Source organism: Nocardia sp. NPDC055165, from assembly GCF_053606985.1.
The window spans coordinates 137,913-154,727 of sequence record NZ_JBSGSS010000001.1 but is presented as its reverse complement, the minus strand read 5'-3'; the positions used below and the strand labels follow the sequence as shown (position 1 = coordinate 154,727).

The 16,815-nt window shown below is 68.8% G+C and carries 17 protein-coding genes; 5 read left to right on the top strand and 12 right to left on the bottom strand.

The window, feature by feature from the left end; genetic code table 11:
• Window positions 1-26: 26 nt before the first annotated feature.
• The 5 genes from ACWFRF_RS00760 to ACWFRF_RS00740 form a co-directional block, all read right to left on the bottom strand.
• Window positions 27-596, bottom strand: a complete 570-nt coding sequence (locus ACWFRF_RS00760) for an ABC transporter permease (RefSeq protein ID WP_378989892.1) — start codon at window positions 594-596, stop codon at window positions 27-29.
• A gap of 25 nt (window positions 597-621) precedes the next feature.
• Complete coding sequence (locus tag ACWFRF_RS00755) at window positions 622-1,641, bottom strand: medium chain dehydrogenase/reductase family protein (protein ID WP_452448371.1); 1,020 nt, start codon at window positions 1,639-1,641, stop codon at window positions 622-624.
• Between the two features lie 86 nt (window positions 1,642-1,727).
• The gene (locus ACWFRF_RS00750; RefSeq protein ID WP_378989894.1) at window positions 1,728-2,297 is read right to left on the bottom strand and encodes a TetR/AcrR family transcriptional regulator; all 570 of its coding nucleotides are present in this window, start codon (window positions 2,295-2,297) and stop codon (window positions 1,728-1,730) included.
• A gap of 52 nt (window positions 2,298-2,349) precedes the next feature.
• Window positions 2,350-3,156 carry an SDR family oxidoreductase gene (locus ACWFRF_RS00745; protein ID WP_452448370.1) on the bottom strand — a complete coding sequence of 269 codons (807 nt, stop codon included), beginning with the start codon at window positions 3,154-3,156 and terminating at the stop codon, window positions 2,350-2,352.
• Between the two features lie 4 nt (window positions 3,157-3,160).
• Window positions 3,161-3,940 carry a crotonase/enoyl-CoA hydratase family protein gene (locus ACWFRF_RS00740; protein WP_452448369.1) on the bottom strand — a complete coding sequence of 260 codons (780 nt, stop codon included), beginning with the start codon at window positions 3,938-3,940 and terminating at the stop codon, window positions 3,161-3,163.
• A gap of 252 nt (window positions 3,941-4,192) precedes the next feature.
• Here ACWFRF_RS00740 and ACWFRF_RS00735 point away from each other — a divergent pair, with 252 nt between their 5' ends.
• From ACWFRF_RS00735 to ACWFRF_RS00725, 3 genes are all read left to right on the top strand, one after another.
• A complete protein-coding gene (locus tag ACWFRF_RS00735; RefSeq protein ID WP_378989897.1) occupies window positions 4,193-4,612 on the top strand; it encodes a YciI family protein in 420 nt (139 codons plus the stop codon).
• Window positions 4,613-4,618: 6 nt separating this feature from the next.
• On the top strand, window positions 4,619-5,896 hold the full coding sequence (locus ACWFRF_RS00730; RefSeq protein ID WP_387447337.1) for an RNA polymerase sigma factor: 1,278 nt from the start codon (window positions 4,619-4,621) through the stop codon (window positions 5,894-5,896).
• A gap of 207 nt (window positions 5,897-6,103) precedes the next feature.
• The gene (locus ACWFRF_RS00725; protein ID WP_378989900.1) at window positions 6,104-7,462 is read left to right on the top strand and encodes an MFS transporter; all 1,359 of its coding nucleotides are present in this window, start codon (window positions 6,104-6,106) and stop codon (window positions 7,460-7,462) included.
• 55 nt (window positions 7,463-7,517) lie between these two features.
• On the opposite strand, the gene ACWFRF_RS00720 is transcribed toward ACWFRF_RS00725, so the two are convergent.
• The 6 genes from ACWFRF_RS00720 to ACWFRF_RS00695 all read right to left on the bottom strand — a co-directional run bounded on the left by ACWFRF_RS00720 (window position 7,518) and on the right by ACWFRF_RS00695 (window position 13,761).
• On the bottom strand, window positions 7,518-7,994 hold the full coding sequence (locus tag ACWFRF_RS00720; RefSeq protein WP_378989901.1) for a nucleoside deaminase: 477 nt from the start codon (window positions 7,992-7,994) through the stop codon (window positions 7,518-7,520).
• The gene (locus ACWFRF_RS00715; RefSeq protein ID WP_452448368.1) at window positions 7,991-8,971 is read right to left on the bottom strand and encodes an ornithine cyclodeaminase family protein; all 981 of its coding nucleotides are present in this window, start codon (window positions 8,969-8,971) and stop codon (window positions 7,991-7,993) included. The genes ACWFRF_RS00720 and ACWFRF_RS00715 overlap by 4 nt, the downstream gene beginning before the upstream one ends.
• A gap of 28 nt (window positions 8,972-8,999) precedes the next feature.
• Window positions 9,000-9,926: an ABC transporter permease gene (locus ACWFRF_RS00710; RefSeq protein WP_452448367.1), complete on the bottom strand. Its 927-nt coding sequence runs from the start codon at window positions 9,924-9,926 to the stop codon at window positions 9,000-9,002.
• Window positions 9,923-10,981 (bottom strand): ABC transporter permease, encoded by a 1,059-nt coding sequence (locus tag ACWFRF_RS00705; RefSeq protein WP_378990019.1) that lies wholly within the window; start codon window positions 10,979-10,981, stop codon window positions 9,923-9,925. The genes ACWFRF_RS00710 and ACWFRF_RS00705 overlap by 4 nt, the downstream gene beginning before the upstream one ends.
• Before the next feature lie 155 nt (window positions 10,982-11,136).
• Window positions 11,137-12,762, bottom strand: coding sequence for an ABC transporter ATP-binding protein (locus ACWFRF_RS00700; RefSeq protein ID WP_452448366.1), 1,626 nt, complete (start codon window positions 12,760-12,762; stop codon window positions 11,137-11,139).
• Between the two features lie 6 nt (window positions 12,763-12,768).
• Window positions 12,769-13,761 (bottom strand): BMP family protein, encoded by a 993-nt coding sequence (locus ACWFRF_RS00695; RefSeq protein WP_452448365.1) that lies wholly within the window; start codon window positions 13,759-13,761, stop codon window positions 12,769-12,771.
• 134 nt (window positions 13,762-13,895) lie between these two features.
• Between ACWFRF_RS00695 and ACWFRF_RS00690 the strand changes: the two genes are divergently transcribed.
• Entirely contained in the window at window positions 13,896-14,642 is a 747-nt protein-coding gene (locus ACWFRF_RS00690; protein WP_387447342.1) for a GntR family transcriptional regulator, read from the top strand.
• Between the two features lie 17 nt (window positions 14,643-14,659).
• On the opposite strand, the gene ACWFRF_RS00685 is transcribed toward ACWFRF_RS00690, so the two are convergent.
• Window positions 14,660-15,490: a TetR/AcrR family transcriptional regulator gene (locus tag ACWFRF_RS00685; RefSeq protein ID WP_379313471.1), complete on the bottom strand. Its 831-nt coding sequence runs from the start codon at window positions 15,488-15,490 to the stop codon at window positions 14,660-14,662.
• 74 nt (window positions 15,491-15,564) lie between these two features.
• Here ACWFRF_RS00685 and ACWFRF_RS00680 point away from each other — a divergent pair, with 74 nt between their 5' ends.
• Window positions 15,565-16,809: an MFS transporter gene (locus tag ACWFRF_RS00680; protein WP_452448364.1), complete on the top strand. Its 1,245-nt coding sequence runs from the start codon at window positions 15,565-15,567 to the stop codon at window positions 16,807-16,809.
• The last annotated feature ends 6 nt before the right edge of the window (window positions 16,810-16,815 follow it).

Here is a 16,815-nt window from a genome sequence, read left to right as displayed (position 1 = left end):
ATTCCGGACGGGCACGAAACGCATGCTCAGCTCGCGGCGGCGATCCTGCGCGGCTCGAGCGCGGCGGCGAGCAGATAGCTGCCGCCGCCGGCCAGTGCCAGCGCCCAGTACAGGTACGCGCCGTCGAGAAACAGTGCGGCCGTAGAGCTCACGGCCAGCCAGGCGCCGAGCGTGTATTGCAGGACGTCGCGGTACGCGACACCGCCGGCGAGGTAGAGCAGTCCGACGATCAGCCCGGACCCGGTCGGCCACAGAGTCGCTGCGGTGTCGGGGCTCAGCGTCGAACCGAGCGCCGTGATCAGGAAGAACAGCGCGGCGAAACCGATCAGCCACGATGCGCCGAGCAGATTGCCCACGACCGCTTCCTGTCCCGTCGCGCCGCGCTGGGCTCGCAGGGAGACGACGGTGGTCACGATCATGGCCGCCAGCAGGCCGACGCCCAGCAGCGCGGTCGGCACGAATCCGGGGAGGTCGAGCAGGGGATTCGGGCCATGGCTGAGGGCGAAGGTGCCGTGGCCGACCAACCAGGCGAGGCCGAAGCTCAGGTAGATGGGGCGGTTGTCGAGGACGGTGCGAACGGGCTGGGAAACGTACATGACTGATCTCCAGGGTGTGAGCGGGTCAGGCGCTGACGAGGACGACTTTGCCGGTGACGGTGCCGGATTCGGCCAGCTCCAGAGCTCGGGCGGCATCGGTGAGAGTGATACGGGCCGCGACCTGGGCGGTGACGGTGCCCGCGGCGGCGAGGGAGAAGACCTGGGACAGATCTTCGGCGATTCGAGCACGGAAGCGGGTGATGTTGCGCTTGCCTGCCCACAGGTTGTAGAAGTGCGCACGTCGCTTGTTGGGCAGCATGTTCCACCACAGCAGGCGGGCGAACAGTTTCAGCACCGGCAACCGGGAGTCGCCCTCGTCGTTCTTGGTGGCCGCCGTTCCGTAGGAAACGAGGGTGCCGCCGTCGGCGAGCAGGCCGAACGAATCGCTGATGCCGGGCCCGCCGACGTGATCGAACACCGCGTCGACACCGTGCGGTGCGATGGCCCGAACCTGGTGTGGCACATCGGCGCGGTAGTCGATCCAGGTGGCACCCAGCGCGGTGACCGCGTCGGCATGGCGAGCGGACGCGGTGCCGATCACGTGAATGCCCGCGGCGCGGGCCAATTGGACCAGGGTCGAGCCGACGCCACCGTTGGCGCCGTGGACCAGTATCGTCGCGCCCGGCTGAACAGCGGCGACGCGGTGCAGCATCTGCCAGGCGGTGATGCCGTTCACGACAAAGGTTTCCGCGTCGGCGGAGTCCAGGGTGTCCGGCACGGGGATCAGATCGGCGGTGTCGAGGTCGACGTGGCTGCTCCAGCCGCCGGTCTTGGTCAACGCGGCCACTCGCTTGCCCGCCAGTGTCGCGTCGTCGGCCTCGACCACCGTGCCGACCAGGTCGTAGCCGGGCACGAAAGGAAACGGTGGCTGGTCGTAGTACTTACCGCGGCGCATCTGCTGCTCGGCGAAGGACACCCCGGAGGCATCGACTCGAACCAGTGCGCGACCCGGTGCGGGTGCGGGGAGTTCACGTCGGGTGACGAGCAGGCCGCTTGGGTCGACGCGACCGGGCAGGACGATTTCGGTGGCGGTGGTGGTGTTCATCAGGAGCTACCTTCCGTGGTGTGTGACTGGTCAATCACTCTTGCTGCAAAAGAAAGCTCCACCCTGAAAAGGCTGGAGCGAGGGGGTCAGTGGGCTTTCGGGTGGCGCATTCCCGTTGTCAGGGCGGTGGCCCAGGCGCTGTCGTTGCCGTCGAGCCCGAGGGTGGTGACGAGGTGGCAGAGCTGGCCGTAGGCGATGAAGTACTGGATCTGCTCGGGGGTGCCGCCGGAGCGGCGCTGCACGAAGGTGGTCACCTTGGCCAGGCCCCGGCGCAACGCGTCGGCGATTTCGGGGATGTCGGTGGCGGACTGGGCGTGCACCTGCAACATGAGCAGGCTCTTGTCGGCGATGAGTTCGGCGTAGGCGCCGCCCATGTCGTGCAGGATGGCGGCCGGGTCCGTCGCGGTGGAATTGGCCGCGCCCGTGGACATCGCGCGTTCGACGAGGTCGAAGCAGTGATCGAGCGCGGCGACGAACAGGGCGACCTTGCCGGGGAAGAGTTTGAAGACGTAGGCGGGGGAGATGTCGGCGCGCGCGGCGACGGTGTTGATCGGCGTGCCGTGGTAGCCGGTCTTGGCGAACTCGATGATCGCCGCGTCGACGACCGCGTCACGCCGGACGTCCGAGGTGGAGAGGGTGGCGCCGCGCTTGGTCATGTGAGTGACTGTACACTCACTCTTTCGCGGGCGTCAACGGGTGACCGGAGATTCAGTGCAGATCGGCGAGGGCGGTGTCCACGTCCGGGCCGGTCAGGCTGTGCCGAATACTGCGCATGACCAGCCGCAACGGTCGTGGGCAGTCCTGGACGGCGGAGAAGCGATCGGTGGCCACGACACGCGCCGGTGCGCCGAGACGGTCGCGGACCCGGGTCATGAGGTCGTAGCGGCTCAGGGTTTCCGCGCCCGCGAGGTGCACAGCGCCCGCCTGGTCGGCGAGCTGCTCGAGTGCGGGCGCCAGGCTGGGTAAGTACAGCGGATTGCAGACGATATCGGTGCGCGCGGCGATCTCGGGTGCGGCGAAGCGGGCCAGGAACTTGTTCGACAGTGGGCTGCGCCCGTAGACGAGGGGCAGGCGCACGACCAAGTGCCGGTCGCGTTCGAGGACCAGATCCTCGGCGGCCACCTTGGTCTCGCCGTAGACGTTGATCGGTGCGCGCGTGGCGCTTTCGTCGTAGTGCTCGGCGGCGCCGTCGAAGACATTGTCGGTCGACAGGTAGACGAGCTTCGCGCGCGTGTCGCCGATGGCGTCGAGCAGCGGGACCATCGGCGCCACGTTCGCGGCACGGGCCGCGGCGGGATCACGCTGCGCGGCACCGAGATCCACGACACCGGCGGTGTGGACGACCACGTCGAAACCTTGTGCGACGAGTGCGCGCACCGCGCCGGTGTCGGCGAGATCCACCGGGGCGAGCCCGTGCCCGCCCCGGCTGGTCCCGACGACCTCGTGGTTCGCGGCGAACTGCGCGTGCAGCGCGCTGCCGACGAAACCGGAGGCGCCGAGGATCAGGATCCGCACCGTGTCAGCGCGCCTGCCAGTTCGGCTTGCGCTTCTGCGCGAATGCGATGGCGCCTTCACGCATGTCCTCGGTGACCGCGACTGTCATGATCTCGCGGTTGGACTGGTCCCAGGCGTCGTCGTCGGCGAGCTTGCCGTCGATCATGCCCAGCGCCACCCGCTTGCTCGCCTGCACGGCCAACGGGGCGTTCTCGGCGATCCGACCGGCCAGCGCGAGCGCCGCGTCGAGAACCTCGGCGGCGGGCACGACACGGTTGATCAGGCCCAATTCCAGCGCACGGGCGGCGGTGATCGGTTCACCGGTGAGGATCATCTCCATCGCGACCTTGCGGGGGAGCTGCTCGGGCAGGCGGAACGCGCCGCCTGCCGCGGCGAACAGGCCGCGGGCGACCTCGGGCAGGCCGAAGGTGGCGGTCTCGGCGGCGACCGCGAGATCGCTGGCCAGGACGAGCTCGGTGCCGCCGCCGAGTGCGAAACCGTTCACCGCGGCGATGGTCGGCTTGCTGATCGGATGCCGGACATACCCGGCCAGGTTCCAATCCTCATGTCCCGGGGCGAGAATCGACTCACCGCGGCTCAGCGCCTTCAGGTCCGCGCCCGCACAGAACGCCCGCTCGCCCGCGCCGGTGAGGACCACCGCGCGGATCTGCGGGTCGGCCTCGGCTCGCTCGAGCGCCTCGCCGACCCCCGTGCTCACTTCGGCGTTGACCGAGTTCATGGCCTCGGGCCGATTCAGCACGATGACGAGCACATGCTCGCGTTGCTCGACGAGAACTGCGCTCACGAGTGACTCCTTCGCTAGGTGGCTGTCAGCATGACAAACCTCTTCGATCTGTATCACGCCGGACGATCTTGAATACCCGAATCGGGGATTCGTGTCCGTCGTCGTCGCGCGCACCCGGCACTCGTCGTAGGCTGCCGAACACTCGCGAAAAGAATGTTCGGCCGGGTGTCGATCCGCAGCGGTGCCCGTTCGACCTAGGGATGAACGCAGGGCCCGGCAGGCGGGTCCACACCGATCCGAGGAGACGAAACTATGAAGTTCATGCTGATCATGCGCGCCACCGACGAAGCCTGGGCCGCGGCGGCCGATATCGACTTCAACGAGATGCTCGAGACCATGGGCAAGTTCAACGACGAGTTGATCAGCGCCGGAGTGCTGGTCGCCGCCGAGGGGCTCGACGACGCGGCGCAGGGCGTGGTCGTCGATTACTCGTCGGAGACCCCGGTGGTCACCGACGGGCCCTACGGGGAGACGAAGGAACTGTTCGGCGGGTTCTACATTCTCAATGTGGCCTCCAAAGAGGAGGCGATCGAGTGGGCCAAGCGCATGCCGGTCGTCGTGCCGGGCACCAAGACCGAGATCCGACGAGTCCCGAGCATCGATGAATTCCCGCAGGACAATGTCTGGGTCGCGAGGGAGCGCGCGTGGCGTGAGGCCAGCGGCCAGCTCTGAATCACGATGAGCGACCACACCGGCCGCGAGGCCGTGGCCGCCGTCTGGCGGATCGAATCGGCCCGGATCGTCGGCGCCCTCGCGCGCTACACCCGCGACTTCGCGATGGCCGAGGATCTCGCCCAGGAGGCGTTCGCGGAGGCACTGGTGACCTGGCCGCGCGAAGGCGTGCCACGTCAGCCGGCCGGGTGGTTGCTCACCGTCGGCAGACGCCGGGCCATCGACGCGTTCCGGCGCCGAGCCGCCCTCGACGACCGCTACGTCGCCCTCGCCGCCGACCTCGGCGAGGGCGACGCGCTCACCGGCGGGGACCCTGTGCGTGCCGGGCAGGACGTGCTGTGGGATCCCGATCAAATCGGCGACGATGTGCTCGCGCTGATGTTCATCTCGTGTCACCCGGTGCTCTCGCGGGAGGCGCGGTTGGCCTTGACGCTGCGTGTCGTCGGCGGTCTGACCAGCGACGAGATCGCCAAGGCGTGCCTGGTCCCGACCGCGACAGTGCAGGCCAGGATCACCAGGGCGAAGAAGACTCTCGGCGCCGCCGAAGTCCCCTTCGAGGTGCCGCCGGTCGCCGAGCGCCGGGCCCGGCTGGGTTCGGTGCTCGGGGTCATCTATCTGATCTTCACCGAAGGGTCGTCTGCCAGCACCGGCGACGACCTCATCCGCTTCGACCTCGCGGGGGAAGCGCAGCGGCTGGCCCGCGTGCTGTCGCGGCTGATGCCCCACGAACCCGAGGTCTACGGACTGCTGGCGCTGCTCGAACTGACCGCGGCGCGATTTCCTGCCCGCACCGGTCCCGACGGTGAGCCGGTCCTGCTCGAACAGCAGGACCGCCGCCGCTGGGATCGCTCGGCGATCCGGCGCGGTCGTGCGGCGCTGGTGAAAGCCGGTGCGGTCGGGCGTGGACTGGGCGCCTACGGGCTTCAGGCCGCGATCGCCGAATGTCACGCCGTCGCACCGTCGGTCGAGCGGACCGACTGGGAACGGGTGGTCGTGCTGTACGAAGCACTGGGCCGACTCGCACCGTCGCCGGTGGTGGACCTGAACCGGGCGGTCGCGGTATCGATGGCCGACGGGCCCGCCGCGGCCCTGCCGATCGTCGACGAGATCACCGCATCCGGCGCCCTGTCCACCTCGCACCTGCTGCCCAGCGTGCGCGGTGAACTGCTCACCCGGCTCGGCCGCACCACCGAAGCTCGTGCGGAGCTCGCCGAAGCCATCCGCCGGTGTGGCAACGAACGTGAGAAGAACGTCCTCGCAAAAAAGCTCGCCGGACTCGCCTGATCGTCGAGCGCCGGCGCCGCCCGCCGCAGCGGGGCTCGGCCTGCACTCGCGGGTCGGCCAGGTCGCCGAACGGCGGCAGAAATACACCGGGTCGCAGGACCATATTCGCAGTATAGAGGCCATAAAGGCCGGTCTTCGCGCGCTCGTAACGTTTGCTCGCAAAGAGGTCGGGTATTCGTGAAAGGCGACGACGAGAGGGTGTTGTGGATGTCAAGGGAATCGAAAACGGTGCTGCACCGGGCAATCGGTGCGTCGGCGATCGGTAATGCGGTCGAATGGTTCGACTATGGTGTCTACGCCTATCTGGCGACGTATATCGCGAGGTCGTTGTTCCCCGGTGACGGTGAGTCCGGGATGGTCTACACGCTGCTCGGTTTCGCCGTATCGTTCCTGATCCGGCCGGTCGGCGGCATGATCTGGGGTCCGCTCGGCGACCGCATCGGGCGCAAGCGCGTGCTCGCCACCACGATTATTCTGATGGCCGGATCGACCCTCGCCGTCGGCCTTATCCCGAGCTTCGACATGATCGGCATCGGTGCCCCGATTCTGCTGTACGCGCTGCGCATGATCCAGGGACTTTCCGCCGGTGGTGAATATGGTGGCGCCGCGACATTCATGGCCGAATACGCACCCGATCGCAAGCGCGGATTCTATGGCAGTTTCCTCGAGGTGGGCACGCTCGCCGGCTTCACGCTCGGCAACCTGGTCGCCCTGCTGCTGGTGAATGTCCTCGACGACGCGTCGATGAATTCGTGGGGCTGGCGCATCCCGTTCATGATCGCCGGTCCGCTGGGCCTGATCGGCATGTACCTGCGCAGCCGGGTGGAGGACACCCCGGTGTTCCGCGAGGTCGACAGCAAGGACGAGACCGAGGAAGTCTCCGGCGTCTACCGCGATCTGGTGACGAAGTACCTGCGCCCGGTGCTGACCCTGTTCGGCCTGGTGATCGCGCTGAATGTCGTGAACTACTCGTTGATCAGCTACACCCCGACCTACCTCGGCTCCGCGCTGGGTATGGACAAATCCGATGCGTTGCTCGTGCCGCTGATCGGCCAGATCGCGATGCTGTGCACCCTGCCGTTCCTGGGTGCCCTCTCCGACCGGATCGGGCGCAAACCCATGTGGATGTTCTCGTGTGCGGCGATGATGGTCGCGGTGATCCCGGTCTACCATCTGATCGGTTCTTCGCTCACCGGCGCGATTGTCGGCTTCGCGATCCTGGGCATGCTCTACGCGCCGCAGCTGGCGACGATCTCGGCCACGTTCCCCGCGATGTTCCCCACCATCGTGCGGTTCGCCGGTGTGGCGATCGGCTACAACGTGGCCACGTCGATTTTCGGTGGCACCGCCCCGGTGATCAACGAGTCGATCATCAGCGCGACCGGCAACAACATGGTTCCGGCCTACTACATGCTCGCTGCGTGCGCGGTCGGCCTGATCGCGTCCTTCTTCCTCATCGAGACCAAGGGTGTCTCGCTGCGCGGCACACAGGTGCCGGGTACGCCCGAGGCGATCGAGGAACAGCGTGAACTGGGCGAGCCCGCCGAGGTCGTCGCGGTGAAATAGATCGTGCACCGAGGGCGCGGCGTCGATGCGGCGCCGCGCCCTCGGTGTCTTCGGGCTAGTTCTGCGCGGCCGCGCGGAACACGGCGAGAGCTTCCTCGCCCAGGTGCGGTCCGCTGACCTCGACCGGCACGTTCGAGCTCGCGACGACCTCGGCGCAGGTGAGTCCGAAACTGGTACCCGGGGGCATGATCGGCCCGAATTCGGCTGCGGCCGCGGCGAAGACGATGCGGCCGACTCCGGCCCACACCATCGCGGCGGCGCACATCGGGCACGGTTCGCCGCTGGCGTAGACGGTGGCGCCCCGCAGTTTCGCCGCGTGGCCCGCGGCGGTCGCGAGGGTGATCGCGACCAGTTCGGCGTGGGTGGTGACGTCGCCGGTGGTGTTCACCGCGTTCACACCCTCGGCCAGGACCGCGCCGTCGTGGCCGAGAGCGACCGCGCCGAAGGGGCGATCGCCGAGCGCGGTGGCGTGCCCGGCGAGGTCGATGGCGCGACGCAGATGGGTGATGTCGATATCGGTCAGCTCGCTCATGAGGTGAGATCCACTTCCGTTCCGATGCCGTTGGCGCGGGCCTTGTCGATGAGCAGGCGGGCGGCGGCCAGATCCTGCAGGCCGATGCCCACCGAATTGAACAGGGTGATGTCGCGGTCGTCGTGACGGCCGGCTGCCCGGCCCGCGATCACCTCGCCCAGCTCGGTGCCCACCGCGTCCTGCGTGATCGCGCCTTCGGCGATGGCCATCAGCGTGTCGCCGGATTTGGTGAGCGTGGTGCCGATCGAGTCTACGACGACCCTGGACCGGCGCATGGCCTCGCCGTCCACCTCCCGGTGATCCGCCCTCGGCGGTGCGCCCACCGCGTTGACGTGCAGACCGTCGCCGAACCAGGCGCCGTGGACGATCGGCTCGCGGGACGGCGTGAGGGTGCACAACACGTCGGCGGCGCGGGTGACCGACTCCGGGCTGTCGAGGGCACGCACGTCGAGACCGAGATCGGCTATCGCACTGCGGAATCGGTCGACCGTAGCTGCGGTGCGCGACCAGACCAGCACGGTCTCGAGCTCGCGCACGGTCGCAATCGCGCGCGTGTGCTCCACGGCCAGATTGCCCGCACCGATCACACCGAGTACCGAACTCGATGGTCGGGAAAGATATTTCGTCGCCACCGCGCTGGCGGCGGCGGTCCGCACAGCGGTGACGAGGCGTCCGTCGATCAGTGCCTCGCACGAACCGTCGGCCGCCGAGGTCACCACGATCACCGACCGTTGCACCGGCAACCCGCGCCCGCGATTGGCGGGCAGGTCGGCGAGCAGTTTGACCGCGGCGGCACCGGCGGATTCGGCGGCGGCGACCATGGGCACGAAGGCCGCGCCGCCCAGTGTCATCGCCGGTGGAGCGGGGACGAACGCGGTGCCCAGCGCCAGATCGGCGTGCGCGCGCTCGACGGCGGCGAGCACCTCACCGCGGTCGAGGACGGCGGTCACATCGGAGTGCGACAGGATCAGAGTCAACGGTGGCTCCTGCGAAAGTAGGGGCGGGTCAGGAAGTTCGGGCGAAGGCGACGGTGAGGTCGCGCGGCGAGCGGCTGTTGCCGACCAAGCCGCTGACGGCCACGATCGCGATCAGATAGGGCAGCATCACCAGCAACGCGAACGGCACATCGACGCCGAGGGCGGGCAGTGCGAACTGCAGGGCCTGGGCGAGACCGAAGAACACCGATGCCCAGATCACCCCGAGCGCACGCCAGCGGCCTGCGATCACCGCGACCACGGCGAGATAGCCGATGCCGCCGGTCATGTTGTCGCTGAACGAATGCACCTCCGACAGCGCCAATTGCGCGCCGCCGAGGCCGGCAGCGAACGCGGCGAGCAGCACACAGCCGTACCGGGCGGCCTTCACCGGCAGACCTGTGCGGTCGGCGGCGACGGCGTCTTCACCGATCGCGTCGATCACCAGACCCAGCTTGGTGCGGCGGGAGAACACGACCGCCAGGACGGCGACGACCGCGATGCACAGATAGCCGAGCGCGGTCTGCCCGAACAGGGCGGGACCGATAACCGGGATATGGTGCAGCACCGGTATCGGCAGCGCGTCGAAACCGGGAACGCTGTGGCCCTTGCCGTCGTCGAGCAGCAGGCGCGCACCGTAGGTGGTGGCGCCGAGTGCCAACGCGTTGCCGGCGATGCCGACGACGATCTGATCGGCGCGCAAGCCGATACTCCAGATCGCTTGCAGCGCACCGAAGATCAGGGCAGCGAGCACGGCGGTGGCCGCGCCGAGTACCGGCGAACCGGTGGTGACGGCGCCGAGCACGCCGGCGAACGCGCCGGTCAGCATCATCGCCTCGAGGCTCAGATTGAGCACACCCGCGCGTTCGCTGACCAGCTCACCGCTCGCGGCGACGAGGATGGGCAGGGTGAAACCGATTCCGCTGGTCGCGATATCGGTGACGGTATCGAGGCTCATCGCGGCGCTCCTGCCAGATCGGCGGTGTCCACGGACGGCACCGGTTGTGGTGCGGGTTCGGTCTTGCGTCTGCGAGAGGTCCAGATGGCGGCGCCCGCGATGAACACGATCATCAGCGACTCCACGACCGCGATGGTCGACGCGGGCACATTCGCGGCCAGCTGCAGGTTGATCCCGCCGGAGACGAGGAACCCGAGCAGCAGCGACACCGCGACCACGGCGGCCAGTGAGCCACGTGCCAGCAGGCCGACGACCAGACCGGAGAATCCGTATCCGGAGGAGAACCCTTCGGCGAGGACGAACGGCGCCGTCGCCACCAGCAGCCCGCCCGCGACGCCGGAGAACGCGCCCGCCGCCGAGAGGCTCAGGAAACGCAGCCGACGCACCGGCAGCCCGAGCCGCGCGGCCGCGTCGGGATTGAGCCCGACCGCCCGCAATCGGGTACCGAGTGCGGTGCGACGCACCAGGATCGCGGTGCCGAACGCGGCCACCACGGCGATCCACAGGGCAATGGTCGCGGGCGAGCGTTCGATGCCCAGCAGCGGCAGATGCGCGGCCGCGGTGAGCTGTTCGGACTGCGGCAGCGTCTCCGAGGACGTCACCGGCTGGCGCAGCAGCGCGGGCTCGTGCACGACGAGCAGCACCAGCGCCAACCCGACGAAGTTGAGCAGCAGCGTGGTGATGATCTCGCTGGTGCCGCGCGCGACCCGCAGGTACGCGGCGATGGCGGCCCACAGCCAGCCCGCGGCTGCCGCCCCGATCAGCACCGCGGGCAGGGTGATCACCGCGGGCGCACCGGTGAGCGTGGTGCCGATCGCGGTGGCGGCGATGCCACCGGCGCAGATCTGGCCCTCGCCACCGACATTGACCAGTCCGGCGCGGTGGGCGATGGTGAAGCCGACGGCCACCAGCATCAGCGTGGCCGCGACATTGAGCGAGGCGCCGATCGCGTAGTCGCTGCCGAACATGCCCTCCCACAGTGCTGTCATCGTGGCGCCTGGTGCCGCGCCGGCGACGGCGGCCAGGACCAGCCCGATCACCCCTGCCGCGAGCATCGCCGCGACGGCGACGACGATCGGGTGGTGTGCCCACTGGCGCAAGCCTGCCGGGTGCTGCTTCGAGGAAGGCTTGCCGAGCCCGCGCAGCCCGCCCAGCGACGTTCGCCGAGGTGGGGGCGCGGTGGCCGCGGTCGTGGTCCGACTCGGTGCGCTCATGCCGCGACTCCCATCATCAATTCGCTGATCTGTTGTGCCGCTGCGGGATCGGCGGTCTCGATCGGTCCGGCGAGTGTGCCGCGATACGCGACGAACACCCGGTCGCACAGCGCGAGCAGCTCGGGTACCTCGCTCGACACCACCAGCACCCCACAGCCGTCGGCGGCCGCATAGCGCAGCTGGGTCAGCACGAAATCGACTGCGCCGATGTCCAATCCGCGCGTCGGCTGGGCGGCGACCAGGCAGCGCAGGTTCGCGGCGGACAGTTCGCGGGCCAGCACCACCTTCTGCTGATTGCCACCCGAGAGCGAACCCATCGGCACCCACGGCCCGGCAGCGCGCACATCGAAGCGGTCGAGTTCGGCCTGGGCGGCGCGTCCCATGGCCTGCTTGTCGAGCAGTCCGAAGCGCCGGAAGCGGCCGAGTCGGCCGAGGAAGAGGTTCTCCGCCAGGGTCATCTCGGCGACCATCGCGTCGCGGTGGCGGTCCTCGGGCACGACGCCGAGTCCGAGCCCGGTCCGGGTGGCGGGGTTGGCGGTCGTGATATCGGTGTCGGCGAGCGTGACCGTGCCGGCGCTCACCGGGGTAGCCCCGGCGAGGACCGCGACGAGCTCGCTCTGCCCGTTGCCCTCGACGCCCGCGATTCCGACGATCTCGCCGGGCCGCACGACCAGACACGCATCGTCGAGCGCCGCGCTGCCGTCGGCGCGATGCACGGTCACTCGATCGATGGTGAGAACCGGTGCGGGGGAATCGGATTCGGCAGACGACTCGAGACCGGCGCTAGACGGGGTCGATTCGGTGGCAGGGCCGACCGGGAGAGCCGTTGCGGGTGAATCTGCTGTCGTCGCCGAATCGGCGGGATCCAGGCCGATGGTCGCGGCGACGGTCGGGTCGAGGTCGGCGGCGGTACGCCCCACCATCGCGGTGAGCAACTGGGCGATGGTGGTGTTCGACATCCGCCCGCCACCGGCGACCGTGCCGCGGCGCAGCACGGTCGCGGCATCGGCGACCCTGGCCACCTCGCCGAGTTTGTGCGTCACCAGGACTACCGCTTTGCCGTCGGCGGCGATGGCGCGGCAGGTGTCGATCAGCGCGTCGATCTCGGCCGGATCGAGCACTCCCGTCGGTTCGTCGAGCAGGATCAGCGCCGGATCACGCAGCAACGCCTTGACGATCTCGACCTTCTGCCTCGCGCCGACCGGCATGGTCGCGACCTGCTGGTCGAGGTCGACGCGCAGGCGGTAACGCTGTGCGATCTCGTCGAGCCGGTCGGTCAGCTCCTTGCGGCGCGACCGGAGTCCGTGCTGGGTGAGCAGCAGGTTCTCCGCGACGGTCATGGTGGTGACCAGACTGAAGTGCTGGTGCACCATGGCGACACCGGAAGCCATCGCGGCGGCGGGGGAGTCGGGCCGGAAGTCCTTGCCGCCCAGCTGCATACGTCCGGTGTCCGGGTGGTAGCCGCCGAAGACGAGATTGCACAGCGTGGACTTGCCCGCGCCGTTCTCGCCGAGAACGCAATGGACAGTGCCGGATTCGACGGTGACGTCCACATCGTGCAGCGCCTGCACGTCACCGAAGCGCTTACCGACCCCGTGCAGGGTCAATGCGGGAGTGCTCATCGTGGATCAGTACGGCTTGACCGCGCCGGTGGACAGGGCCGTTTTCGCCTTCGCGAGTGCGTCGGCGACCCCGGAGTCCTTGCTGCACAGCACGAAATCGGTGCCGTCGTTGGGCGAGGTCAGCCCGAAGCGCACGTTCTCGGCCTTCCACGAGTCGTCCAGAACGGCCTTCACCGCGAACTCGACCTCGGCGCCGATATCGGTGTGTACGTAGCCCAGGTACGCGGGGTCGGTGCAGTCGCCGGGGATCGGGCCGCCGACCATCGTGGCGTTGGACTGGGTGGCGGCCTGCTCCATGCCCGCCTTGCCCAGGTTCACGATCTGGCCGAGCGTGCCCGCGCCTGCGCCGTAGTCGGCCAGTGCGGCCTGCTTGGCCTTGGCGGGGTCGTTGAAGTCGCCGACGTACTGCGGGGTGAGTACCTTCGCGTCGGGCTTCGCGAACCGCGCACCGTTGCCGAAGGCGTTGGCGGCGTTGACGATCGCGGGCAGTTCGACGCCGCCGACGAAGGCCACTGTGCCCGACTTGGACCCCGCCGCCGATACCGCGCCGCTGAGGAATTCGGCCTCGGCCTGCTGCGGGTCGTAGTAGGCGAGGTTGGCGAGTGGTTTGGCGTCGGCCGGTCCGCCGATCTCGACGAACTTGACGTTCGGGAACTGTGGCGCCACCTTGCGCACGTCGGCGTCGGTCTGGCCGCCGAGGGAGATCACCAGGTCGTTGGCCGAGGCGAAGCGGACCAGGGCCTGCTGGTAGTCGCTGGCGGCGACCTGTTCGACCTTGCTGAGTTCCACCTTGTCGCCGAGCGCGTCGGCGACGCGTTGGTAGCCGAGATATCCGGACTGCATGAAGCCGGTGTCCGACAGTGAGCCGGGGAAGAACACGCCGACCTTCAGCTTGCCGCCCGACGCCGTGGAATCGGCGGAGCCACAGGCCGACAGGAGGGCAGCGGCGGCGAGCGCGGCCGAGCCGAAGGCGATCGCGCGCCGAGTGGACTTGTGCACGGGGTACTCCTTGATCGAACGAACCGCTCACTTAGCGGTATACCGTTAAGTGTCAGCCTGGGGCTCGGAGATGACGGGCGGATTACCGAAAAGTAAGAAACGGTCGCATGCCGCGAGCGGACTACCGTGGTGGCGTGCAGGAGCAGAAGGATGGTGCGGTGGCAGACGAACCGGCGAAGAAGTCGCTGCGGGATCAGGCCTACGAGGAGTTACGTGACCGGATCATCGATCTGCGCTTGAGCCCTGGTCAGCGGCTCGTGGAACGCGACCTCGCCACCGAGCTGGCCATCTCGCGGATCCCGCTGCGCGAGGCGCTGCAGATGCTCGAACGCGAGGGCCTGGTCGTGATCGTGCCGAGGCAGGGCGCGATCGTCGCCCCGTTCACGGTGACCGACGTGCGTGACCTGTTCGATGTTCGCGAAAGCCTCGAAGTTCTCGCGGCGCGCCTGGCCGCCGAACGCGCCGAGCCGGCCGACCTCACCGCCCTGCGCGCGCAGCTCACCGCGGCTCGCCAGGCCACTGCCCGTGGCGACCAAGCCGCGATCGCCGCCGCGAACGCGGGGTTTCACGCCGTCATTGTCGAAGTGTCCGGCAACCCGCTGTTGCAGTCGTTGTTGCGCCCCTTGGAATCCCGAGTCCGCTGGCTGTTCCACCTGACCAAGGAACGTGACCCGGGCACCCAATGCGACGAACACGAAGCCCTCTACGCCGCGATCGCCGCGCACGACTGCGACGCGGCCGCCGAAATCGCCTACCGCCACGTAGCTTCCGGCCGTGAGCCCAGCCTGGCCCTGTCCGCCCAATGGTCCATGCCCGACATCGACCCCGTCTCGGCCACCCGCACCCGCCAACGCGGCTCCCACCGCGAGAAGACCGCGTAGACCGCGGCGTTTCGGGTCTAGTCGGTCAGGAGCTTGAGGACGAGGGGGCGGGACATGGTTCCGGCGACTCGGCGGGCGAGCTGATTCGCCCCCGCCCCGGCGGCGTGGGCGGTGCGCAGGGCGGTTGCGAGTTCCGCGCGGGCGACATCGGCAGCGGCTTGGGCTTCGCGAAGGCGGCGGGCGGCGTCGTCCACCGGGGTGGTCAATGCATTGACCGGTTCCGGGAGGGTGGCGTCCGGCTGCGGCGCGACGGGTTGGGGTGTGGTCGCGAGGTTTCGCAGTGCGGCCCGGGCGAATTCCTTCACGAACTCGCGGGTGGCGTCGGTGTCGGAGGCGGCGTCGCCGAGTAGCAGGCGCGTGGTCTGGGGGACGGCGTGGGTCCAGTTGGCGAGGCCGCAGAGGGCGAGTAGGAGGCGGCCTGCCTGCTTCTCGTCGACACCGAATTGTTCTTGGGCACGGTCGAATTTCTGTCCGTAGTGGTCAGCGCGCCAACCGTCGACATCGTGGGCGTCGGCGCCGCGGTGCAAGCCCTCCCAGAGCAGCAGGCGCAGCAGCTGCGGATGGTCGCGGTGGTAGTCGAAGAGCTTGCCGACGTAGTCGCCCGGCTCGGTCTCGGCGAGTGGCTGGACGACCTCCATGAATTCGCGCATGGTGTCGACGATGATGACGTCGAACAGCCTGTCCTTGCTGCCGAACAGGCCGTAGATGCGTTCCTTGTTGACGCCGGCGGCCTCGGCGATGCGATCGACCCGGGCTCCGGCCAGGCCGTACTGCGCGAATTCGGCTCGCGCCGCACGCAGTAGGGCCTGTCTGGTCGCGTCGCTGCGTTTGATGGTGCTCGCCGTCATGGGGCCGACTTTACCAGGTCTTTAAACCAACTATTTGGTTGACTCTGTCTCTGTGCGAGCCTACTGTCGTCGACATGGCATCACCGACAGTCCAGCTTCCGGTCGGAAGTCCGGCCCCTGCCCGCGTTCGCGACACGTCGCCCCGTACGCACACCGGGCGCACCCTCCCCGTTTTCGTGCTGTCGGCCTTGTTGGCCACCGGTCAGATGTACACGCCGATTCCCCTGTTCGAAGCCATGAAAGCAGAGTGGAGTGTGGGTTCGGGGGCGATGACGTGGGTCATCAGCGCCTTCGCCTTCGGCTACGCGGGCGGCTTCGTGCTGTTCGGCCCGCTGTCGGATCGATACGGCCATCGCCGGGTCCTGGTCACCGGCATGCTCGTGGCCGCGGTGGTCACCCTGTTGACCGGTCTGGCGTTCAGTGCGCCCGTGGCCATCGCGCTCCGGATCGTGCAGGGCCTCGTCGTCGGCTCCATTCCGCCCGCGATCATGGCCTACGTCGGCACGCGCATCGCGCCGGGGCACCGGGCCGTGGTCACCATGTCGGTGGCCACCTCCTTCCTGGCCGCCACCGTCATCGCCCAGATCGTCTCGCAGGCCGTTGTCGCGTCGTTCCCGTGGCGCGCCGTATTCCTCGGCTCCGCGGTCGTTTTCGCGGCCTTGGCCTTCGCGCTGCGGGCCGTCATGCTCGATGACGCCCCCACCGGCCGTGACCTCCCGCTGCGCCACAGCTACGCCGCCATTCCCGCGGTGCTGCGCATCACGCCGCTGCTCCCGATGCTCGTGGCGGGCGCCCTGAGCATGGCCGTCATGGTCGGCATCTACACCGGGATCGAGCTCACCGGCCTGGTCACCGGTTCCGGCGAACTGCTGACCCTGCGGGCGGGCGCCCTGCCGGTGATGATGGCGCTGCCACTGCTCGCCATTCCGCTGGCGCGCCTGTCCAAGCCCACCCAGATGGTCCTCGGCGTGCTGATCGCGGCCACCGCGATGGTCGCCGCGACCTTCGAAGGCTCGCACCTGGCGGTCCTCACTGTGCTGCTGGCGGTCCTGGTCGGTGGCCTCGGCGTCATCGCCCCCGCGGTGTTGCAGAGCGCGGGTGAACTCGGCGGCGATGCCCGCGCGGCAGCCTCTTCGGTCGCCATGTTCAGCTTCTACGTCGGCGCGACCCTGGGCCCGATCGTCGCGGCAGCGACTGCGCCACACGGCTTTTCGACCCTGGCATGGACCCTGGCTCTGCTCCTGGTCCTTGCCCTGTGCCTGACTCTGCTCGGCGCTCGCCTGCAGCGCTCCGCGCGTCTCGCGGCCGCGACGGGTTGACCGTCG